Consider the following 20252-nt stretch of genomic DNA (forward strand, 5'->3'; position numbering starts at 1 on the left):
CGAAGGTCTCGCTGGCAGGCCTCGCGTACGAGGCTGCCTCCGGGCGCCGGCTCAGACGAGCTGAGCAGTATGTCGACGGTCCGGCGAAGAGCTACTCCCCTTCTGCGCGGTCCATCGTACGCGACCGCGGCGCGGCCGAAAGTTCGGCCGTAAACCTTGTCGTGTCATGTACGCGACATTAGCTTCTTACCGAACGCTCACCTCTCCGCAACACGGCGCCGCGAGCATTCCCCCTGCTCGCACCCCAACCCCCCCATACCCCAAGGGAGTTCGCATGCCGAAGTTCTACGCGCGTGGACGGCTCAGCATACTCGCGGCTCTTACCGGACTCATAGCCTCCGTCGGCCTTCTCAACGGTCCGACCGCCTCGGCCGCGCTCCCCACCCCGGTCAGCGCCGCCACCGCCCGCACCTACCTCGCCTCGCTGACCGTGGCGAGCGAGGACCGCACCGGCTACGACCGCGATCTGTTCCCGACCTGGATCACGATCTCCGGGACCTGCAACACCCGTGAGTACGTCATCAAGCGGGACGGCAGCAACGTCGTCACCAACTCCGCCTGCACCGCCACCAGCGGCTCCTGGTACTCCCAGTACGACGGGGTCACCACCACCGACCCCAGCACCTTCGACATCGACCACCTGGTGCCGCTCGCCGAGGCCTGGGACTCCGGCGCCAGTGGGTGGACCACCGCCCGGCGCCAGGCGTTCGCCAACGACGTCACCCGCCCGCAGCTGATCGCCGTCTCCGCCAGTTCCAACCGCTCCAAGAGCGACCAGGACCCGGCGGAGTGGGTGCCCACCCGCTCCGCCTACGTCTGCACCTATGTCCGCGCCTGGGTCCAGGTGAAGTACTACTACGACCTCTCGGTCGACTCCGCCGAGAAGTCCGCGCTGACCAGCTACCTCGCCGGCTGCTGATCGCGCGGATGTTGCGGCGGATTCTGTAAAGGAACCTCCCCGCCGACCCCCGTCGTTCCGTACCGTACGGGGCGACGGAGGAGGGTGCCGCGTGGCCGAACTGCGCCTGGGTCCACTGCTGAGGTATGCCGACGGCGCGTCCGCGACCGTCTGGGTCGAGGCGAGCCGTCCGTGCACCGCCGAGGTGCGCTGTGCGGACGGCGCCCGCGGCGAGGCCCGCACCTTCCAGGTCTCGGGCCATCACTACGCCCTCGTGCCGGTCACCGGTCTCACACCGGGCACGACGACGCCGTACGACGTCCTCCTCGACGGCACGCGCGTGTGGCCGCTGCCCGACGCGCCCGACTCTCCGCGGAGGTTCCCGCCCTCCGTCATCCGTACCTCGCACGACGGCGACGGCGTCCGCGTCGCCTTCGGCTCCTGCCGCTGGGCCGCCCCGCCCGCCGAGGAGAGCCACGATCCCGTCGGACCGGACGCGCTGGACACCCTCGCAGCGCGCATCGCGGCCGACCCGGACGGCGAACGGCCGGATGTGCTGCTGCTGTTGGGCGACCAGGTCTACGCCGACGAGACCTCCGAGGCGACCCGCCGCTGGCTGGCCGCCCGGCGCGATCTGAGCGACCCGCCGGGCAGCGAGGTCGCGGACTACGAGGAGTACACCCGCCTCTACTACGAGTCCTGGCTCGACCCCGAGGTGCGCTGGCTGCTGTCCACCGTGCCCAGCTGCATGATCTTCGACGACCACGACGTCATCGACGACTGGAACACCTCCGCCGCCTGGCTGGAGGACATGCGGGCCACCCCCTGGTGGCGGGAGCGGCTGTTGAGCGGTCTGATGTCGTACTGGGTGCACCAGCATCTGGGCAACCTGTCGCCGGCCGAGCTGGCGGCCGATCCGCTGTACGCGGCCGTACGCGAACTGCCCGACGGCACGGACGAGTTGCGTGCCTTCGCCTGCAAGGCCGATGCCGACCCCAGCGCCGTGCGCTGGAGCTACCGGCGCGACTTCGGCCGCGTACGCCTGCTGATGGTGGACACCCGGGCGGCCCGCGTTCTGGACGAGGACAACCGCGCGATGCTCGACCCCGGGGAGGCGGGGTGGCTGCGCGATCAGGCCCTGACGGAACGGGGGTCGTACGACCACCTCCTCATCGGTACCTCCCTGCCCTGGCTGCTGCCCCACCTGGTGCACGACGCCGAGGCGTGGAACGCGGCACTGTGCCGGGGTGAGCGCGGGGCGCGCTGGGCGCGGTTCAGGGAGGATCTGCGGCGGCGGGCCGACCTGGAGCACTGGGCGGCCTTTCCGGCCTCCTTCACCGCGCTGACCGAGCTGATCGCCCAGGCCGGTTCGGGGGCGGAGGCGCCTGCGACGGTGCTCGTCCTGTCGGGAGACGTGCACCATGCGTATGTGGCCGAGCCGACGTGGCCGTCCGGCGCCCCGGACGCCCGCGTCCTGCAGCTGACCTGCTCCCCGGTCCACAACTCCATCCCCCTGTCGATCAGGATCGGCTTCCGCTTCGGCTGGAGTGCGGCGGCCCGCGCCCTCGGTCGGCGCTTCGCCCGGCACGGTCGGTGCGCGCGGCCACCGGTCGAGTGGCGCAAGAAGGGCGGGCCCTGGTTCGGCAACCAGTTGATGACGCTGACGCTGAAGGGCCGCTCGGCGCGGCTGCGACTGGAGCAGGCGCAGCCGAACAGGGCGCTGAAGACCGTGGAGGAGTCCACCCTCACCCCCACATGAAGCAGCTCTCACCCCCTATGAAGCAGCACATTACGGACACATGAGTGACAAACGGGGTGTCTGAGACGCGCGTTGGCTTCCGTGGCGTGCGAGGGCAATGATGAGCCGGACCGTCCGCTTCCGTTCCGGCGGATTGCCGCCACGCGCCCCCCACGCCCGGAGTCACCCCCTTGTCTGCACCGACCGCAGAACAACCGACCGTCTCCCTTGCCGTGGTCGGCGCCGGACCGCGCGGCACAAGCGTCCTGGAACGCCTCTGCGCCTCCGTGCCGGAACTCCTCCCGCGGGGCGTTCGGCTGACCGTCCACGTCGTCGACCCCGCACCGCCCGGCCCCGGCAGCGTGTGGCGCACCACTCAGTCCCCCGAGCTGCTGATGAACACCGTGGCCTGTCAGGTGACCCTGTTCACCGATGACAGCGTGGACTGCTCGGGGCCGATCCGACCGGGTCCGAGCCTCTACGAGTGGGCGGGCGGCGAACTCGGCGCGGACGAGTACCCGACCCGCGCCCAGTACGGCCGCTACCTGGAGTGGGTGTTCGCGAAGGCGGTGCGCGAGGCGCCGCCCGCCGTACGCGTCGAGACCCACCGGGCACGGGCCGTACGGCTGGACGACGCCCCCGACGGCCGCCAGACCCTCACCCTCGACGACGGCCGCACCCTGACCGGTCTGTCCGCCGTCGTCCTCGCCCAGGGCCACCTCCCGGCAACCGCGGACGCGGAGCAGCGCCGCCTGGCGGACCACGCCGACCGTCACGGCCTGCGCCACTTCCCGCCCGCCAACCCGGCCGACGTCGATCTCTCCGCCATAGCCCCCGGCGAACCGGTGCTGCTGCGCGGCCTGGGCCTCAACTTCTTCGACCACACGGCCCTGTTGACCACGGGCCGCGGCGGCCGGTTCGTCCCCGGTCGCCGCGGTCTGCGCTATGTCCCCTCCGGCCGCGAACCGCGCCTGTACGCCGGTTCCCGGCGCGGCATCCCGTACCAGGCACGCGGCGACAACGCGAAGGGACCTTACGGCAGACACACCCCGCTCGCCCTCACCCCCGAGGTGATCGCGGCCTTCCGCAAGCGCGCGGACTCCGGTGAGGCGCCCGACTTCCTCACCGAGATATGGCCGTTGGTGGCGAAGGAGGTGGAGACGGTCTACTACGCGGCGCTCACCGGCCGGGAGGACTTCGCGGACCGCTTCCTCGCCGTGCCCCACCGTGACCCCCAAGAGGCGTACGTACTCGACGAGTTCGGCGTCTCGGCGGCCGACCGCTGGAGCTGGGACCGGATCTCCCGGCCGTATACGGAAGGCCAGTTCGCGCATCCGCGCGAGTGGCGGGCGTGGCTGCTGGCGTATCTGCGCGAGGACGCGGCGCAGGCCGCCCTCGGCAATGTGGACGGCCCGCTCAAGGCGGCCCTGGACGTGCTGCGCGACCTGCGCAACGAGCTGCGGCTCATCGTCGACCACGGCGGCCTCACCGGCGCCTCCCGCCGCGAGCACCTGGACCGCTGGTACACCCCGCTGAACGCCTTCCTGTCCATCGGCCCGCCCCGGCGGCGCATCGAGGAGCTGGCCGCGCTGGTGGAGGCGGGGGTGGTGGAGGTGCTCGGCCCCCGCCTCGAAGTACGGCCCGAGCAGGGGGCGTGGGTGGCACGCTCCCCCGAGGTGCCGGGGTCGGCGGTGCGTGTGACGACCCTCATAGAGGCCCGCCTTCCGGAACCGGATCTGCGACGCACCGCCGACGAACTCCTCGCCCGGCTGCTGAAGACGGGACAGTGCAGGCCGCATTCCGTCGGCGGCTACGAAACCGGAGGGCTGGACGTGACGGAGCGGCCGTATCGCCTGATGGACCGTCAAGGGCGCGTGCATTCAAGACGGTTCGCGTTCGGGGTGCCCACGGAAGGGGTGCACTGGGTGACGGCGGCGGGGGCCCGACCAGGGGTGGATTCGGTCACGCTTTCGGACGCGGACGCGGTGGCCAGGGCCCTGCTACGTGCGGCTACGGGCGAAGCGGAGGCGGAAACGGAACCGGATCGATGGCCAAATGTTGAACTTGCAAGCATCGATTAGGCAGACCTACCGTGAATTACTCACTCGGCTCGTCCCCGGCCGGTCCGCCCCGGACCGGCCCGACCGAAGGAGTACCCCCCACATGACCGCTCGCCTCAACAACGCCCAGCCGTACGCCCTCGGACTGTTCCGCATCGTCGTCGGTCTGCTCTTCGCCTGCCACGGCGCCGCCTCGCTCTTCGGCGTCCTCGGTGGCGCGCCGGGCACGAACGGCGGAACCGTCGAGTCCGGCGCCTGGCCGTTCTGGTACGCAGCCGTCATCCAGCTGGTCGGCGGCATCCTCGTACTGCTCGGCCTCGGCACGCGTGCCGCCGCGTTCATAGCCTCCGGCTCGATGGCGTACGCCTACTTCAAGGTGCACCAGCCGAACGCCCTGTGGCCGATGGAGAACGGCGGCGAGGCCTCGGCGATGTTCTGCTGGGCCCTTCTGCTGCTGGTCTTCACCGGCTCCGGCGCCCTCGGCCTGGACCGGCTGCTCGCGAAGCGCGCCAGGACGCAGCACAAGGCCACGGCGGAGCAGACGCCGGTCGCTGCCTGATCGAGTGCGCCGGTCCCTTGAACCCCCGAGGGACCGGCGCCCGGGTGAACGGCCTGTGCCGATCCCACACTCCCCCTACGAATCTCCCGTCACAGCACAGGCGTACGCTGTATGGCTGTCAAGGCCGCCCTTGCCGCTCCCGCGCGACGTTCGCGGCACGGTCCGGTCCACGGGGGAGTCACGGGGAGTTCGCGGTGCTGGAGAGTGTGGGGCTGCTGACCGGCAGTCCATGGATCTACGCCATGGTGGCGCTGTCGGTCCTGCTCGACGTGTTCGTGCCGGTCCTGCCGAGCGGGGTGCTGGTGATCACGGCCGCCACGGCGGCAGCCGCCGGCTCGGCGAACGGCCAGGTACCGCACGCGGTCCCCGAAGTCCTGACGCTGACGCTCTGCGCCGCCACCGCCTCCGTCCTCGGCGACCTGGTGGCGTACCGACTGGCCTGGCGCGGCGGTGAACGTCTGGACCGCGCCATCGCCCGCTCACGCCGGCTGACCACCGCGCAGGAACGTCTCGGCGCCGCCCTGGCCCGCGGCGGCGGCGCCCTGGTCATCCTCGCCCGCTTCGCCCCGGCCGGCCGCTCGGTCGTCTCCCTCGGCGCGGGCGCAGCCCACCGCCGCGCCCGCGACTTCCTCCCCTGGTCCGCCCTCGCAGGCCTGACCTGGGCGACGTACAGCGTGGCGCTCGGCTACTACGGCGGCCAGTGGCTGGGCACCACCTGGGTGGCCACGGCGGTATCGGTACTGGCGCTGTTCGGAGCGGGGGCAGGGGCGGCGTACGTGATGCGGCGGCCGACGAAGGCGTCGTAGGGCTGGGGCCTGGACGTGCCCTGAGCCGGGCGGGCGAAGTTCGCGCCGGGTCCAGCAGCGCCCCTACAGGGGCGCGGGGAACTGCGCGACCAGCCACGACGAAGCCGCAGCCGACTGACAACCGATCTCCCCCGCGGCGGAGCCGCAGATCCGGGCGGCCGCCAAAGCTAGGCAGACGCCTTCTGCCCCCGCACCTCAAGCCCGGCCAGCAACTCGGCCGTGGCCTCGGCAACCGCCTCGACGGCGCGGTCGAAAACCTCCCGATTGTGTGCGGCCGGCGCCCGAAAGCCGGACACCTTCCGTACGAACTGCAGGGCCGCAGCCCTGATCTCTTCCTCCGTCGCCTCTTCGGGCAACGCGGGCGGGCGAAGTGTCTTGATGCTCCGGCACATGGGACCAGTCTCGCCCAACTCCGGGCCGCCTGCGATGATCCTTCGCGAGGCGGCCACCATCACGGGGCCGACCGACGGAAGGACAAAACAATCATGGCGAACGACGCACTCACGGTGGCCGTCCTCGGCCCCGGCGGCATCGGCGGTCTGCTCGCAGGGCTCCTGTCGCGCGCCGGCCACCGGGTGATCTGCCTATCTGGCGAGGCCACCGTCGCAACCCTGCGCACGGACGGGATCCGCGTCCGCAGCGGTCTGTTCGGCGACTTCACGGCCGGCGTGGACGCCGACACCGTCCTGCGCGAGCCGGTCGACGCGTGCCTGGTCGCGGTCAAGCACACCTCCCTGGCCGCCGCCCTCGACCGCGTCCCGCCCGCGGCCCTCGGTGACGCCCTCCTCGTACCGTTTCTGAACGGCGTCGAACACCCGGAGGCCCTGCGCGCCCGCTACCGCCCCGACCTGATCGCCCCGGCGGTCATCCGCGTCGAGTCGACCCGGGTCGCGGCGGGAGTGATCGAGCACGGCAGCCCCTTCGCCGAGATCGACCTGACCGGCGAGGGAGTGGACCGCGACCGGCTGGACTCCCTGGCCCAGGCCCTCGACTCCGCCGGCCCGGCAACCCGCGTGCTCGACGACGAGACGGCCGCACTGTGGGCGAAGATGTCGTTCCTGGCGCCGTTCGCCCTCCTCACCACCAGGTACGGCCTTCCGCTCGGCGACGTACGCACCCGGCACCGCGACGAGCTGACGGCCCTGGTGGACGAGACTGCCGCCGTCAGCCGCGCAAGCGGAGGCCCCGCGGACCCGGCCCAGGCACTGGCCCGCTACGACGCCTTCCCGCCGCAGACCAAGTCCTCGATGCAGCGCGACGCCGAAGCGAGCCGCCCGCTCGAACTGGACGCGATCGGCGGGGCGTTGCTGCGCGCGGCCGAGCGGCACGGGGTGAGCGTGCCGGTGACGGCGCGGGTGGTACGGGAGTTGGCGGACGGCGGCCGCTAGCCGCCGGTGCGGCCGGGCTGACGTATGGACTGCAGGTCCACCCGCCAGTCGTTGGACGTGATCCGGTGCCCCTTCGGGTACTCGATGTCGACCGGCTCGAGCAGGGTGAACCCGGCCCGTCGGCAGACGGAGTTCGACGGGCCGTTGTCCTCCTTCGGAAACGCGTGCAGATAACGGTGTTCACCGGCATCCCGCGCGGCCTCCGCAACGGCCCGCGCCGCCCGTACGGCCAGCCCCCGCCCCTGGAACTCGGGCAGCACCGCCCAGCCCGCCTCCCACACCAAGCCGCCCCGCCACTCCCGGGCCCAGAACCCCACCGAGCCCACGCTCTCCCCGCTGCCCGCCAGCACGACCCGGTACATCTGCCCGGTCTCCAACTCCAGATACCGCCGATGCCGGTCGGCGAGCTTCTCCTCGCTCTCGGGCCCGCCCAAGTGCGCAGTCATCTCGGGGCTGTTGGCCCGCCGCAGCAGCCAGAAGTCGCCCTCGCCCCACGGTTCCAGCCGCACCTTCTCCACGTCCGCGAAGTCCATGCCGCCAACCATAGGAGCCGGTTCTGACAACGCCGGCAGACGTTCACCGAGGACGGTGACGCCGAGGACCGCTGCCACGGCGGGCTCGGCCAGGGGCAGCGAGGTGGCCACCGACGCCGCGGTGTGGCGCAGCCCGGGGTGCGGCCCGGCACGGCCGCCGCGGTGGCGACCGTCCAGCGGGCAGCTGCCCGGGACCACCCGTCCGCATGAACCCCGGGAAGGAACTCGCATCCCAAATTCGAACAGGCGTAGCATTGCGCCGTGGCTACGACCTATGACTTTCCGAGTGACCTCCTCGCCGGTCAAGAGGAGCTGCATCAGGTCCGTTCGGAGCTGTCGGCCCTGCTCAAGCGGCTGCCCTGGTCGGTCGAGCCCCTGGACGGCTTCAGCGACACGGGCGGCTGGCGCAAGGTGGAGCGCCCCGCCTCCCCCGGCTGGACGGCAGACGAACAGGCCGAGGTGGAGAAGCTCCGCCGACGCGAACACGAACTCGCCGTGTTCGTCAGCACCCACCGCTTCTGGGCGGAGGTCGCGACCGAAGAACGAGTGGACGCCCGCACCAGGCTGAAGCACGCGCACGAGGCATGAACGACAGGACACAAGAAGACCCCGGCCATGATCGGCCGGGGTCTTCTTCCCGTGTGGGCGCGGACGGTTTCGAACCGCCGACATCCTGCTTGTAAGGCAGGCGCTCTACCCCTGAGCTACGCACCCGAGACGAGTCGACAGCCTACCTTGCCCGAGGCAGTGCCCTGCAAACCCGTATCGGAAGCCGGCTCGTGCGGGGGTTAGCCCCACCCCGGATCCGGGAGCGGCCCGGATCCCCCCGCGGCCCCCCACTCCGTACGGTCGAAGCACCTTCAGCATCCGTCCAGGGGGAGATCGTCATGGCCCGCGTCCGTTTCCGTCCCGTCGTCGCCCGTACCGGTCTTGCCGCCGGGGTCGTCGTGGTTCTCGTCGGGGGTGTCGCCGCCTGTGGGGCTTCCGCGGGGGACGACAAGGAGCCCGATCACCGGTCGTTCGCGTTGGCCGGGCACACCCTCACCGTGGACTCCGACGACTCGGCGCTGGAGATCGTCGCCGCGGACGGGAATCCCGCGGGGAAGGTCGAGGTCACCCGGTGGTTCCAGGGAACCGTCGCCATCGGGAAGGGCCCGAAGGTGAGCTGGGGGATGGCGGGCGACAGGCTGACGCTTCGGATGAGGTGCTCCGGTGTCGTCGCCGACTGCTCGGCCAGGCATCGGATCGAGGTGCCGCGCGGGGTCACCGTGAAGGTCGAGGACAAGGACGGGAGCGTGCGGGCACGGGGGTTCCAGGATGCGCTGAGCATTCGTACGAGGGACGGGTCCGTGCATGTCACCGACTCCACCGGGCCGCTGGACGTGCACACCGGGGACGGGTCCGTGCGGGCCGCCGTGTCCTCGCGGCGGGTGCGTGCCGAGACGGGGGACGGTTCCGTGGACCTCGAACTCGGTGCGGTGCCGGACCTGGTGGACTCCCGCAGTCATGACGGTTCCGTCACCGTCGCTCTGCCCAGGGCCACGTACCGTGTGACGACCCACACCGGTGACGGCTCGGTGGATGTGTCCGTGCCGCGGTCCGGTTCCAGTTCGCACGTGGTGTCCGCGCGCACCGGTGACGGCAAAGTCACCCTCAGGACCGCGAACTGACCGGCCCGTGTGTTCGTCCTTAACCGGTGGGAGAATGAAACGAGGCACCGGCCAGGACGGATGACAGCACGGGAGAGGGATGTGACGGCGACACCTTCGCAGCCGTACTCGCCGTTGGTGCCGGGTGCACATCGTCAGGCGGTGAGGGATGTCCTCACCCTCGTCGCCCTGCCCCTCGTCGCCGCGCTCGCGCTGCCCGCCGCGTTCGCCGGCGGGGGCACCCGGCGCTGGTTCGGCGGGCGCGCCGAGAGTCAGCGGGCCGAGGCGCAGGCCGCGAAGGACGCCGCGGCGGCCGCGTTCTACGAGCTGGACACCGCGCAGCGCGATCTACGGATCTCGATCGAGACGATCACAGCCGTCGACGACACTCCTGCCGCCCGGCGGGCCGTGTCCGATTTCGAGGCACTGGGGCGGCGGATCGACGAGGCCAGTCATCGCTATATCGAGGCCGTCGACGCGCACGACCTCGACCGGGACGATCTGGAGGCGTCGGTCGCGGCACACGCGCGTACCGAGCTCACGAAGGCCAGGGACGATCTGGCGAACGTCAAGCGGGAGCTGGATCGTTTCGGTGACAGTCTCGGGCCGCTGCTCGGCAAGGCGGAGACCCAGCTGGCCCGGGTGGCTCCGGCGGTGGAGCGGGCGCGGCAGGGTCTGCTCGCCGCTTCGAACGCGCTGGATGCCGTACGGGAGACAAAGCTCAGGGCGGATGATCTGGCGGCCCGGCTGGCCGCTCTCGGCCCCGAGCTGACGAAGCTCAACCAGGGCGCCGGGCAGCACGGGGTGCCACAGACGCTGGAGCGGGCCGAGCGGGTGGCGCGGGAGGCCGAGGCGATCCGGGTGGAGGCCGAGCGGCTGCCGGAGAAGGCAGCCGAGATCGACCACCGGCTGGTGTCGCTGCGCACCCGCGCGCAGGCTCTGACCACGCGGGCCGGGCAGGTCGATCCGGTGCTGAGCGAGCTGCGGCGGCGGTTCGTGGCGGCGTGCTGGCAGGACCTGCAGCATGTGCCGGAGCAGGCCGCGGAGAACGTGCGCCAGGCCGAGCTGAAGCTGAGGGAGGCGCAGGCCGCGCGGGACGCCCAGCGCTGGCCGGACGCGACCTCGCTGCTGGCGACGGTGCGGGCGCTGCTGAACACGACCGACGAGTCGGTGTCGGCGGCGCGGGACCGGCTGCAGCGGCTGAACGCCGTGCAGAAGGACCCCCAGCAGGAGATCGACCGGACGCGGTTCGCGATCCGGGACGCCCAGCGGCTGGCGATGACGGGACGGACGACGCCGGATCCGCGGCACGCCCGCCCGCTGGACGACTCGGTGTCCCGGCTGGAGCGGGCGATCGCCGGCCTTGAGGGCCGCCACCCCGACTACTGGCACTTCCTCACAGAAACAGAGGCAGTACGGCAGACGGTGGCCGGGGTGGTCACCCGGATCCGGGAAGAACGCGGTTCTGCCAACTAGCACTTGGTGGCGGTGCCCGGCTCTCGGCGAGCGGGCCATGCCCGTCCCCATCGCGCTGCCTGCGTGGAGCCACCCGCGCGCCCCCTCGATCCACAGCGCCCGCGTGGGCGGCGTGGCCGCACGGGGTCTTCTCCTTGCGGTGGGGGGCGGTTCATTTCACGGCCGTCGACCAGGCGGGCGACTGCGCCGGGTCGAGGCCGCGCAGTCGCGCCAAGGTCTCCGGCTTCTGCACGTCCAGCCAGTCGGCCAGTTCCTTGAAGGACACGCACTTGACGCCCTTCTTCGTGCAGACGTTCTTGACGATCCGGTCGACGGCCTTCATGTAGATGCCGCCGTTCCAGTCCTCGAAGTGGTTGCCGATGAACAGCGGGGCGCGGCTGCCGTAGTAGACGCGGTTGAAGCCGTTCATGTAGGAGGCGACGGTCTGCTGTTCCCACCGGTGGTAGTCGGCGGGGTTGCCGTGGGTCTTGCCGTCGGACTGGTTGTAGAGGAAGTTGAAGTCCGTCGACAGGCCCTGGTAGTCGGTGCCCGAGTACGGGAGCAGCTGCAGCGGGAAGTCCCAGACGCCGTTCTTCTTGGCGGGCCAGATCTGGAAGTCGCCGGTGGAGGAGGCGTCGTAGCGCCAGCCGTAGCTCTTGATGGCCTTGAGCAGGTTGTTCTGGCCCTCCAGGCAGGGGGCGCGGCCGCCGGTGATCTCCTTCTTGAAGTCGAAGGGCAGGGCGGGGACGTCGTCGAAGCCGGTGTTGGTCTTCCACTTCTCGGCGAACGCGTAGAACTGGTCGATCTCGCTCTTCCACTCCTCGACGCTCCAGTCGCCGCCGCCCCTCTTGCCGCAGAAGTGGCCGTTGAAGTGGGTGCCGATCTCGTTGCCGTCCTCGTAGGCGAGGCGCAGTTGTTGCAGCGTGGTGCGGATGTGGTCGTCGGTGGCGTAGTCGATGGCGGCGGAGCCCGCCGGGTGCCGGGGCGGGTGGTAGAGCTTCGCCTTGTTCTTGGGCAGCAGGTGGATGCCGGTGAGGAAGAACGTCATGTGGGCGTCGTACTTCTTCGCCAACTCCCGGTAGTGGGAGAAGAGGTGGTCGCTGCCCTCCAGTGCGCCGTCCCAGGAGAAGACGACGAACTGGGGCGGCTTCTGGCCGGGCTTGAGCGGCTCGGCCTTCAACTCGCCTTTCTGTGGGCCGGTGTCGGAGGTGGAGCCGTCGCCGAGGATCTCGGTCTTTCCGTCCCAGGTGGGTGACGGGGTGGCTGGGCGGGCGGCGGTCTTGGGGCTCTTGTCGGTTTCGGCGGCGGGCTGGGTGTGGTCCTGGCGGGTCAGTATCAGGGAGGCGGCAACCAGCGAGGCCACCATCAGGAAGGGTGCGAGGGTCGTGAACCCCAGCCGGGTGGTGCGGCGGTCGGGGCTCCCGCGGCGTCGGCCGGTGGGCGGTCTCATGCCGGGCAGGTGGCGTTCCAGGGGCATGCGGTGCTCATTCTGCGTGGGGGAGGGTGGGGGGGTGCAGTGCGGGTCTCGGGGGTCAGCCGAGGCCCATGGCGCCCGAACAGACGGCGTACGGGACGCTGTCGGCGGGTGCTCCTGTGATTCCCTTCAGCGGCAGCGGCTCCAGGGAAGTGGGCAGGTCCGTGCGGTGGACGACGACCGCGGTCGACACGGACTCGGCGGTGCCCGTGTACCAGGCGGCGGTGTCGTCCGTGGGGCTGCCGGACTTGCCGGTCGCGGTGGAGACGGTGGGGGTGGTCAGCCGGATCGCCGCACCGTTGTGGGTGATACGGCGCACCGAGTACGGCTCGGTGCGCTTCCCGGCCGCGGCGCAGGTGGCGTAGCCGCCGGCCATGGGTGTGCCGTCGGACCAGAAGTAGACGGTGTCCTGCTGGGTGGCGTAGCTGTTCAGGTTCGGCGGGATGTCGGTGGCTGCGTAGGCGACGCCCGAGGACAGGGCGGCCAGGCCGACGGATGCCGCTGGGCCGCCGGGTAACCGGCGCCAGGACGGGAGCCGGCGGCGTCGGCCGGTGGGGGCAGGGCGCGGGTGGGCGGGGCGGAGGCGGCGTAACGCCGCCCGGGGAAACCACTTCGGTGCCGCTGCCGCCCGTCGGCGGCGTGGACGGCGGCGGTCGGCCCGCCGGCCACTGCGCTGTGCTGTCCCGGTCACGACCGGAAAATATCAACGATCTTCGCAGGTTCTCCACATGCGAATCCAACAGGAACGATCACATACCGAGCAGTAGATAACATGATGGACGCGTGACTTGAGTCACACTCGCTGCTGCGTACCACCGCTAACCTGGTCGCATGCCTCGCTATGAGTACCGCTGCCGGAGCTGCGGCGACACGTTCGAACTGAGTCGGCCGATGGCTCAGTCCTCCGACCCCGCGGTGTGCCCTGCCGGGCATGGGGACACGGTGAAGCTGTTGTCCACGGTGGCGGTGGGCGGTACGGCCAGTGCACCCGCCGCGGCGCCGAAGACAGCGGGCGGCGGGTGCTGTGGTGGAGGGTGCTGCGGCTAGCCGTACACGGCGCGCTGTGGGCTGCGGGTGCGTGGGAGTGATCGCGCCCACGCGGCGGAGCCGCAAATTGATACAGCCCCGCGCCTCTTAGGGGCGCGCTGCCGTGCGAGTCGCTTTCAGGAACTCCCGGAGGATCCGCTCCCCGGCCAGTACACCCCGCTCGGGGAGCGCGCTGACTGCCGGAGCCGTCCACTCCGCGTCGGCCAACTCGCCGTGCCCCGGGCGCCAGCCCTGGTCCGCCGCCAGCAGGAGGTCGGCGTCGAGGAGTGAGTCGCCCGCGGCCAGCGTCAGGTCCGCGCCCGTGCGGCGGGCGACCTCGTGCATCGCCGCGCTCTTGGTCAGCGGCTTCGGGACGGCGTAGATCTTGCGGCCCTGGAGGGAGACCGTCCAGCCGCGGTTCTCCGCCCACACCGCGAGTTCCTTGACCCACTCCTCGGGCAGCAGCTCGCGCTCCACGACCAGGTAGGCGAAGAGGTCCTCGGCGACCCGGTGCTTGCGCACCCACGCCGGGTCCGCCGTGGCCAGCAGCTGCTCGCGCACCTCGTCCAGCGGTGCGCACTGCTCGGCCAGTCGGGCCGTCACCTGCGCATGCCAGTCGAGGTCGGAGACGCCGTCCACCATCAGATGGCCGCCGTTGGCACAGATCGCGTACTTCGGCGCCGGGCCCGGCAGGTTGATGCGCTGGTACTGCTTGCGGGTCCGGGTCGTCGTCGGTACGAAGACCGCCGCATCGCCCAGATCGGTCAGCAGGCCGGCCGCGGTCTCGGTCATGAACGACAGGGGCCTGCTCTCGTGCACCTCGACGCAGAGCAGCCGGGGCGCCCGCGCGTCCGGCATGGTCAGCGCGAGGGCCGCGGAGGAGTAGATGAGCGTACGGTCGAGGTCGCTCGCCACCAGCACCGGCATCAGACCGTCACCGCCTTGCCGTCGGCGCCCGTGGCGCCCCGCGTGTACTTGGGGTGGATCAACCCCACGCAGGTGTACGGCAGTTCGGCCACCTCTTCCACCGGTACCCCTCTCTGCTCGGCGAGCAGCCGTACGTGGTCCAGGTCGGCGCCCGCTCCGGCCCGCGCCAGGATCTTCCACGGCACCCGGCGCAGCAGCACGCGGGTGGTCTCGCCGACGCCGGGCTTGACGAGGTTCACGTCGTGGATGCCGTACTCCTCGCTGATCCGCTCGACTGCCGCCCAGCCCTCCCAGGTCGGCTCGCGGTCGCCGGACAGCAGCTCCTTGACCTGCGTGGTCACGGCGTCCGCGACCTCCGGGAAGCGGGCGGCGACGGCGTCCAGGAAGTCCACCGAGACATCGGTGCCGGCGAGTTCGCGGTAGAACTTGGCGCCGTGGAAGTCGTGCGGCCCGACCAGGTCGGCGCGCAGCACGGTCCGCGAGATCAGGCCCGAGACGGTGGAGTTGAGGCAGGCCGAGGGTATGAGGAAGTCCTCCCTCGTGCCGTACGTCCGCACGCACGAGCCCGGGTCGGCCAGCACGGCGATCTCCGGGTCGAAGCCGGTGATGCCGTCGGACGCCTCGAACTCCTCGATGGCGTCGGCGAGTTCGCGGGTGATGGCGCCCTTGCCGGTCCAGCCGTCGACGAAGACGACGTCGGACGGGTCGTGGTGAGCGGCCAGCCAGCGCAGCGCGTTGGCGTCGATACCGCGGCCGCGCACGATCGAGACGGCGTAGTGCGGCAGGTCGAGGCCGTGCCGGAACTGTGCCCAGCGCCGCATCAGGACCCCGACGGGCGTACCGGCGCGGGCCAGCGAGACGAGCACCGGGCGGGGCGACCGCTCGGCCAGCACGATCTCCGTGACGGCGCCGACCGCCAGGGCGAGACGCGCCGCGGACTCCTTCAGCGCCGCGTGGAACAGCTCCTGGTACTGCTCGCTCGGCTGGTACTCGACGGGCAGCGACTCGGCGTAGTGCGCGCCGCCGCTCTGGATGGCCTCTTCCCGCTCCTCGGTCGGCGCCTCCAGCGTCACGTCCGAGAGGTCCTGCAGCAGCCAGCCGACCTCCTCGGGCGGGTACGAGGAGAAGGCGGGGCCGCGGAGGGGCTCGGGCAGCATGGGGGGCCTTTCGGGGACGTACAGGGGTCCTGGCACGTAGGAGGGGACGACACCCAGCAGGACGTGCGGGGTGTGGGCGGCCAGCTGGGCCAACAGGCCGTCCGGCGCGTGCAGTTCGGGGGTGTCGGCGGCCGAGTCGACGACGGCGACCACCGCGTCGAAGCCGGCACCGGCGACGTTGTACGCGTAGCGCTCGCCGGGGCCGTCGGCCGGGTCGTCGTGGGCGGGGAAGACTATGCGGCTGCGTATCGCGTAACCGGGGTCGTCGACCGCGAGGACCGGTGAGCGGGTGGTGGTGGAGTACCGCACCTCGGCGTCGGCGATCTGCTCCAGTTCGCGGGCGAGGCGCAGGGGGGCGTACATCAGCTCCTCGAAACCGAGGACGAGTACGCGGCGCGCGTCGGCGGGGAGTGCCTCTGCGAGGCGGGCTGCCATCGCGGGCAGGGCTTTTTCGAGGCGGGCCCGGTGGCTCGGCGTGAACCCGTGACGCCCGCCGTCGGGCAGGCCGCGGGGCCAGCAGAGGTCTATCCGGGTGGGCAGGGGGTGGTTGCGGCTGTCGTCCGAGTGCGGGCCGGTGGGGGCTTGTCGCGCAGTTCCCCGCGCCCCTAGGGGGGTGGGGTGCACGTCGGCGACATGAGTGCCCCGTGCGTCCGGGGCGTTGGAACCTGCGTCGACTGCAGCGGCTTTCAGGGGCGCGGGCCTGTGTCTATTTGCGGCTCCGCCGCGGGGCGCGACCAGCCCCGACGTGCCCGCAGACGACGAACTGCCTGCCGCGGCACTCTCTGCCTCGTACCGCGCGACGAGAGCCTGCCCCCGCTCCAACACGCCGTGAGGCAACCGCACCGTCCCGGAAGCCGCCGCCACAAGGTCGACCCTCGCGCCGATCTCCCGCGCGAACTCCTCCAGCCGCCCCAGGTCCGCCGCCGACCGCATGTCGACCAGGGCCACGACGACGTACCGCCGCCGCGGATACCGCTCATGAAGATCCCGGATCGTGTTCAACACCGTGTTCCCGGTGGAGAACTCGTCGTCGACCAGCACCAACGGCCCGTCTCCCACCAGCAACGCCGGATCCTCCGGCAGCAACAAGTGAGACGTGGCATGCGAGTGCGACTCCTCGAAGCCGCCCGCCGGGGCCACCGAGGCGACCGGGCGGCGCGTGGAGTGCAGGTACGGGGCGAGTCCGACGCCGTCGGCGACCGAGTGGCCGAGCCCCGTCGCCGTCTCCGCATACCCGAGGACGACCGCCCTCGCGGCCTCCTCCGTGCCCAGGAGCTCCCGCACCCGGCGTCCCAGTGCGAACCCGTATCCGTACACCACGGACGGCGACTGCGGCACATGCTTGCCGAGCACGTTGGAGACCAGCAGATGCGCCCGCTTGGGATTGCGCCGCAGGGCCAGCCCCAACAGGTCGGTCAGCTTGTCGTCGCCCACGAGTTCGACACCGAGCCGCTCGGCGACCCACGTGCCGGACCAGACCGGGTTGTTCACTGCGTTGATCACTGGCTCCTGGATACCTAGATCGTGTGGCTCAGCCGGGAATGCCCGCGGCGAGCAGATCCACAAAACTGACGTCCTCGCGGGCGACGCCGAACACCTCGGCCCGCAGCATGGTCCGCTCGGCCCATGCGCGGTGCGGCTTCACCTCGTTCATCTTGTTGGTGTACGCCGACCTCAGTACACCCCCGCCGCCCCGCTCGGGCCGCAGGATGTCCGCGGCGTCGCCGAACTCTTCGTGACTGACCACGGACAGCGCGTGCACGGGCAGTACGTGGGAGGGGTGGATGCAGGTCTTGCCCAGCAGGCCGTTGGCCTGGTCCAGGGAGATCTCCCGCAGCAGCCCGTCCATGGCGTGCTCAATCAGTTTCTCGCGCAGCTCGACGGCCTGCCCCTCAAGGAAGGGGCTGGTCCGCAGCATCGGCTTGAACATGCGCTCGGGGACCCGGAAGTACTCCCACACCGGCCCGGTCACGGTGAACCCGGTGCCGTCGGCCCGCCCCAGCAGGTTCACCACGTCGGAGATCACGGAGGCGACGACATGGACGTCGTACGCCGTCATGTCGGGGGCCCGGCGCAGGCCGTACGAGGAGCAGAAGTCGGTCACGCCGAGGCGCAGCGCGAGCACGCGGTCGCGGTACTTGTCGACGGCGCGGGCGATGCCCTCCAGGCTCTCCACCCGGGACTCGCGGTAGAGCAGCTCGGGCGACTCCAGCACCGGCATGGCGAACAGCCGGTGCCCGCTCGCGACCTCGGCGCCCGCCAGGGCCTCCAGGAAGGGGATCCCGCGCTCCTCGGTGAACTTGGGGAGCACGAATCCGGACAGCAGCCGGACGCTCACCCCGAGCCGCCGGACGAGGTCGGGGATCTGCTCGGGCGTACGGACCCGGACGAACAGCAGCGGCAGCTCGGCGCCGTCCCGCGCTGCCAGGTCGGCGAACTGGCGGACGAGGTTCTCCTCCCCCGCCGGCACGTCCGCGTCGTCGATCGAGTCCTCCAGGCACAGCACCATCGAGACCACGCCGAGTCCGGCCTGCTTGACGATGTCGTCGGCGAGCCGCGGCCGCGTGGCCGGACTGTAGAGCGTGGCGCCCAGGGCCGCGGAGAGCAGCCGGGCCGGGGAGTCCGTGGTGAACTCGCACGGCTCCTGATGGAAGAGGCGCTGCCGCACCTCCGGGGCGATGTGCCCGAAATGACGCATAGAACTCCCCCGTGACGCCAGGTAAGGCTATGGATTCGGTAATGGGTGGCCGGTAATAGTACGTAGAAACCCATGTCAGGGGTTCCCGCAGGGCATGAATTTCTGGTAACTCGGCCATGTCGACGGCGATTCGACAGGCCGTCGACCCGGCTGCGGCTCCCCCCACCCCGCGTTGTCGTGATCAGGACCGAGAGGGCAGGATGACCGCATGACGCACGCGATGCTGAAGGGGTCGAACGTCCCGCTGGAGGCCACCACGGTGCGCGCCGTGCTGCGCTGGACGCCCGGGCAGGGGGTCCCGGACGTCGACGCCTCGGCGCTGCTCCTCGGCCCCGACGGTCGTGTGCGCTCCGACGAGGACTTCGTCTTCTACAACCAGCCCCGGCACCCCTCCGGGAAGGCGAGGTGGCTCGGCAAGAAGCGGGTCGCCGACGGCCTCACCGACACGATCCAGACAGATCTGGCCGGAGTCGAGGCCGATGTCAGCCGGATTCTTCTGGTCGCTTCGGCGGACGACGTCACCTTCGACCGCGTACAGGGACTGCGCATCCTGCTGTACGACGCGGCGAGCGCGGCCGACGAGCCGCTGATCCTTTTCGACATCAAGCCCGAGACGGGCCGGGAGACCGCCCTGATCTGCGGCGAGCTGTACCGCCGCGACGAGCTCTGGAAGTTCCGCGCCCTGGGCGAGGGCTACTCGGACGGCCTGAAGGGCCTGGCCACGGAGTTCGGCATCTCGGTGGACGAGTCGGAAGCCACGGACCCGGCCCCCGAGCTCTCCCGGCCCCTCCCCCCGGAACAGCCCACGGCGGTCCCCACCCAGCCGGCCTACGGCTACCCCCAGCAGCCTCCCGCGACCCAGCCCGCCTACGGCTACCCCCAGCCGGCGGCGGCAGCCACCGGCTACGGCTACCCGCCCCCGGTGACGGTCCCGGCCGCCCCGAACCCGGACTTCCGGCTGCCGCCACAGGGCCCGCAGTTCATCGGGCGGTAGGGGAAGCGCTCCGGGCTACTGGGCGACCGGCGGCTACTTCTCCACCTTGGACTTGTAACCCCGCCCCCACTGCAGCCCCCACCCGTACAACCGATCCAACTCCGCCTGGAACCCGTAGACGAACTTCACCTCACGCCGCACCACCAGTTCCCCCTTCACGTTCTCGATCATCACCACCGCACACGACCGAGCCTGCGGATGGCGCTCATCGAGGTGGATCTCTATCCGGGGCCCGTTGCTCGGGTACAGCGTGACGATCGCATGCGTACGGTCGAACGCGGGCGTCTGGTCGTAGATGTACACAAAGACCAGCAGCCGCTTGATCTCGTCCCGGTGGTCGAGGTTGACGTACATGGTCTCGCCGGAGGCCGACCCGAACCGGTCGTCGCCGCTGAGCTTGACGTACGGAGGCGCGTTGACGTCCCCGAAGTAGTTGCCGAGCGGCTGCACGACCCCCTTCGTGCCGTCCTGGAGCTCGTACAGACACGCCAGGTCGAGGTCGACGTTGACCATGCTCTGCCCGTGCCCCATGAGCTCCGGGGGCTTGAGCGCCTTGAAGGGGTGGCGCAGCAGGGAATCCCGCTGTGTGCCGCCGATGTCGGACGTCCGCATCCGCCAGGTCAGGTTGACGCGCAGATGCCCGGTGGCCGCGCCCTGCTTGGTGAGGGAGACCTGGTGGTGCCGTTTGGTCAGCTCGATGGAGTTGGTTGCGGCGCTGCCCGAGTCGAAGTCGGCCTCGCGTCCGCGCCACAGTCCGTCCAAGAAGCCCATTCCCGCCCCCAGATTCACCAGATTCAGCCGGGTCCCGCTTGACCCGGTTACCCCTTGAAACACCGGCGGGGCGGCCGGAGGCCGGCCGCCCCGCACAGAGCGTTCCCTCACCCGCAGGT

18 protein-coding genes, 1 tRNA gene and 1 pseudogene are annotated in these 20252 nt (G+C 71.0%); 11 read left to right on the forward strand and 9 right to left on the reverse strand.

The window, feature by feature from the left end; genetic code table 11:
• Nucleotides 1-274: 274 nt before the first annotated feature.
• The 5 genes from ACWDAG_RS06630 (at nt 275) to ACWDAG_RS06650 (ending at nt 6061) form a co-directional block, all read left to right on the forward strand.
• Entirely contained in the window at nt 275-919 is a 645-nt protein-coding gene (locus ACWDAG_RS06630; RefSeq protein ID WP_450694499.1) for an HNH endonuclease family protein, read from the forward strand.
• A gap of 91 nt (nt 920-1010) precedes the next feature.
• Entirely contained in the window at nt 1011-2657 is a 1647-nt protein-coding gene (locus ACWDAG_RS06635; RefSeq protein WP_450694500.1) for an alkaline phosphatase D family protein, read from the forward strand.
• Between the two features lie 170 nt (nt 2658-2827).
• Complete coding sequence (locus ACWDAG_RS06640; protein WP_450694501.1) at nt 2828-4717, forward strand: FAD/NAD(P)-binding protein; 1890 nt, start codon at nt 2828-2830, stop codon at nt 4715-4717.
• An 82-nt stretch (nt 4718-4799) separates the two neighbouring features.
• On the forward strand, nt 4800-5255 hold the full coding sequence (locus tag ACWDAG_RS06645) for a DoxX family protein (protein ID WP_450694502.1): 456 nt from the start codon (nt 4800-4802) through the stop codon (nt 5253-5255).
• A 194-nt stretch (nt 5256-5449) separates the two neighbouring features.
• Complete coding sequence (locus ACWDAG_RS06650; protein WP_450694503.1) at nt 5450-6061, forward strand: DedA family protein; 612 nt, start codon at nt 5450-5452, stop codon at nt 6059-6061.
• A 167-nt stretch (nt 6062-6228) separates the two neighbouring features.
• Here the strand turns inward: ACWDAG_RS06650 and ACWDAG_RS06655 are convergent, their stop codons facing one another.
• The gene (locus ACWDAG_RS06655) at nt 6229-6453 is read right to left on the reverse strand and encodes a DUF2277 domain-containing protein (protein ID WP_030931896.1); all 225 of its coding nucleotides are present in this window, start codon (nt 6451-6453) and stop codon (nt 6229-6231) included.
• Between the two features lie 93 nt (nt 6454-6546).
• Between ACWDAG_RS06655 and ACWDAG_RS06660 the strand changes: the two genes are divergently transcribed.
• Complete coding sequence (locus tag ACWDAG_RS06660; protein WP_450694504.1) at nt 6547-7449, forward strand: ketopantoate reductase family protein; 903 nt, start codon at nt 6547-6549, stop codon at nt 7447-7449.
• Here the strand turns inward: ACWDAG_RS06660 and ACWDAG_RS06665 are convergent.
• Complete coding sequence (locus tag ACWDAG_RS06665) at nt 7446-7982, reverse strand: GNAT family N-acetyltransferase (protein ID WP_450694793.1); 537 nt, start codon at nt 7980-7982, stop codon at nt 7446-7448. The genes ACWDAG_RS06660 and ACWDAG_RS06665 overlap by 4 nt on opposite strands.
• A gap of 261 nt (nt 7983-8243) precedes the next feature.
• On the opposite strand from ACWDAG_RS06665, the gene ACWDAG_RS06670 reads away from it, so the two are divergent.
• Nucleotides 8244-8570, forward strand: coding sequence for a hypothetical protein (locus ACWDAG_RS06670; RefSeq protein ID WP_450694505.1), 327 nt, complete (start codon nt 8244-8246; stop codon nt 8568-8570).
• 54 nt (nt 8571-8624) lie between these two features.
• On the opposite strand, the gene ACWDAG_RS06675 is transcribed toward ACWDAG_RS06670, so the two are convergent.
• Nucleotides 8625-8696, reverse strand: a tRNA-Val gene (locus tag ACWDAG_RS06675).
• A 173-nt stretch (nt 8697-8869) separates the two neighbouring features.
• Between ACWDAG_RS06675 and ACWDAG_RS06680 the strand changes: the two genes are divergently transcribed.
• Both ACWDAG_RS06680 and ACWDAG_RS06685 read left to right on the forward strand, forming a co-directional pair.
• The gene (locus tag ACWDAG_RS06680) at nt 8870-9652 is read left to right on the forward strand and encodes a DUF4097 family beta strand repeat-containing protein (protein ID WP_450694506.1); all 783 of its coding nucleotides are present in this window, start codon (nt 8870-8872) and stop codon (nt 9650-9652) included.
• 81 nt (nt 9653-9733) lie between these two features.
• Nucleotides 9734-11107, forward strand: coding sequence for a hypothetical protein (locus ACWDAG_RS06685; protein ID WP_450694507.1), 1374 nt, complete (start codon nt 9734-9736; stop codon nt 11105-11107).
• Nucleotides 11108-11258: 151 nt separating this feature from the next.
• Here the strand turns inward: ACWDAG_RS06685 and ACWDAG_RS06690 are convergent, their stop codons facing one another.
• Nucleotides 11259-12536, reverse strand: a complete 1278-nt coding sequence (locus ACWDAG_RS06690; protein ID WP_450694794.1) for a hypothetical protein — start codon at nt 12534-12536, stop codon at nt 11259-11261.
• 394 nt (nt 12537-12930) lie between these two features.
• Nucleotides 12931-13251 (reverse strand): annotated as a pseudogene (locus ACWDAG_RS06695) (transglycosylase domain-containing protein); the annotation flags it as partial.
• 140 nt (nt 13252-13391) lie between these two features.
• Here ACWDAG_RS06695 and ACWDAG_RS06700 point away from each other — a divergent pair.
• The gene (locus tag ACWDAG_RS06700; RefSeq protein WP_450694508.1) at nt 13392-13607 is read left to right on the forward strand and encodes an FmdB family zinc ribbon protein; all 216 of its coding nucleotides are present in this window, start codon (nt 13392-13394) and stop codon (nt 13605-13607) included.
• A gap of 87 nt (nt 13608-13694) precedes the next feature.
• Here the strand turns inward: ACWDAG_RS06700 and ACWDAG_RS06705 are convergent, their stop codons facing one another.
• The 3 genes from ACWDAG_RS06705 to ACWDAG_RS06715 are packed head-to-tail and all read right to left on the reverse strand — an operon-like array spanning nt 13695 to nt 18368.
• Nucleotides 13695-14513, reverse strand: coding sequence for an HAD family hydrolase (locus ACWDAG_RS06705; RefSeq protein WP_450694509.1), 819 nt, complete (start codon nt 14511-14513; stop codon nt 13695-13697).
• A complete protein-coding gene (locus ACWDAG_RS06710) occupies nt 14513-17173 on the reverse strand; it encodes a phosphoribosyltransferase (protein WP_450694510.1) in 2661 nt (886 codons plus the stop codon). The genes ACWDAG_RS06705 and ACWDAG_RS06710 overlap by 1 nt, the downstream gene beginning before the upstream one ends.
• A 28-nt stretch (nt 17174-17201) precedes the next feature.
• Nucleotides 17202-18368: an HpcH/HpaI aldolase/citrate lyase family protein gene (locus ACWDAG_RS06715; protein ID WP_450694511.1), complete on the reverse strand. Its 1167-nt coding sequence runs from the start codon at nt 18366-18368 to the stop codon at nt 17202-17204.
• A 208-nt stretch (nt 18369-18576) separates the two neighbouring features.
• Between ACWDAG_RS06715 and ACWDAG_RS06720 the strand changes: the two genes are divergently transcribed.
• Nucleotides 18577-19362 carry a TerD family protein gene (locus ACWDAG_RS06720; protein WP_450694512.1) on the forward strand — a complete coding sequence of 262 codons (786 nt, stop codon included), beginning with the start codon at nt 18577-18579 and terminating at the stop codon, nt 19360-19362.
• Between the two features lie 33 nt (nt 19363-19395).
• On the opposite strand, the gene ACWDAG_RS06725 is transcribed toward ACWDAG_RS06720, so the two are convergent.
• A complete protein-coding gene (locus ACWDAG_RS06725; RefSeq protein ID WP_450694513.1) occupies nt 19396-20133 on the reverse strand; it encodes a TerD family protein in 738 nt (245 codons plus the stop codon).
• Nucleotides 20134-20252: the final 119 nt, after the last annotated feature.

The organism is Streptomyces sp. NPDC001157, from assembly GCF_053598255.1.

What these genes read in the sequence shown, in the direction of transcription:
- ACWDAG_RS06630 (WP_450694499.1), top strand. Translation starts at nt 275, where the DNA reads ATGCCGAAGTTCTACGCGCGTGGACGGCTCAGCATACTCGCGGCTCTT.
- ACWDAG_RS06645 (WP_450694502.1), top strand. Translation starts at nt 4,800, where the DNA reads ATGACCGCTCGCCTCAACAACGCCCAGCCGTACGCCCTCGGACTGTTC.
- ACWDAG_RS06655 (WP_030931896.1), bottom strand. Translation starts at nt 6,453, where the DNA reads ATGTGCCGGAGCATCAAGACACTTCGCCCGCCCGCGTTGCCCGAAGAG.
- ACWDAG_RS06660 (WP_450694504.1), top strand. Translation starts at nt 6,547, where the DNA reads ATGGCGAACGACGCACTCACGGTGGCCGTCCTCGGCCCCGGCGGCATC.
- ACWDAG_RS06665 (WP_450694793.1), bottom strand. Translation starts at nt 7,982, where the DNA reads ATGGACTTCGCGGACGTGGAGAAGGTGCGGCTGGAACCGTGGGGCGAG.
- ACWDAG_RS06680 (WP_450694506.1), top strand. Translation starts at nt 8,870, where the DNA reads ATGGCCCGCGTCCGTTTCCGTCCCGTCGTCGCCCGTACCGGTCTTGCC.
- ACWDAG_RS06690 (WP_450694794.1), bottom strand. Translation starts at nt 12,536, where the DNA reads ATGAGACCGCCCACCGGCCGACGCCGCGGGAGCCCCGACCGCCGCACC.
- ACWDAG_RS06700 (WP_450694508.1), top strand. Translation starts at nt 13,392, where the DNA reads ATGCCTCGCTATGAGTACCGCTGCCGGAGCTGCGGCGACACGTTCGAA.
- ACWDAG_RS06705 (WP_450694509.1), bottom strand. Translation starts at nt 14,513, where the DNA reads ATGCCGGTGCTGGTGGCGAGCGACCTCGACCGTACGCTCATCTACTCC.
- ACWDAG_RS06715 (WP_450694511.1), bottom strand. Translation starts at nt 18,368, where the DNA reads ATGCGTCATTTCGGGCACATCGCCCCGGAGGTGCGGCAGCGCCTCTTC.
- ACWDAG_RS06720 (WP_450694512.1), top strand. Translation starts at nt 18,577, where the DNA reads ATGACGCACGCGATGCTGAAGGGGTCGAACGTCCCGCTGGAGGCCACC.
- ACWDAG_RS06725 (WP_450694513.1), bottom strand. Translation starts at nt 20,133, where the DNA reads ATGGGCTTCTTGGACGGACTGTGGCGCGGACGCGAGGCCGACTTCGAC.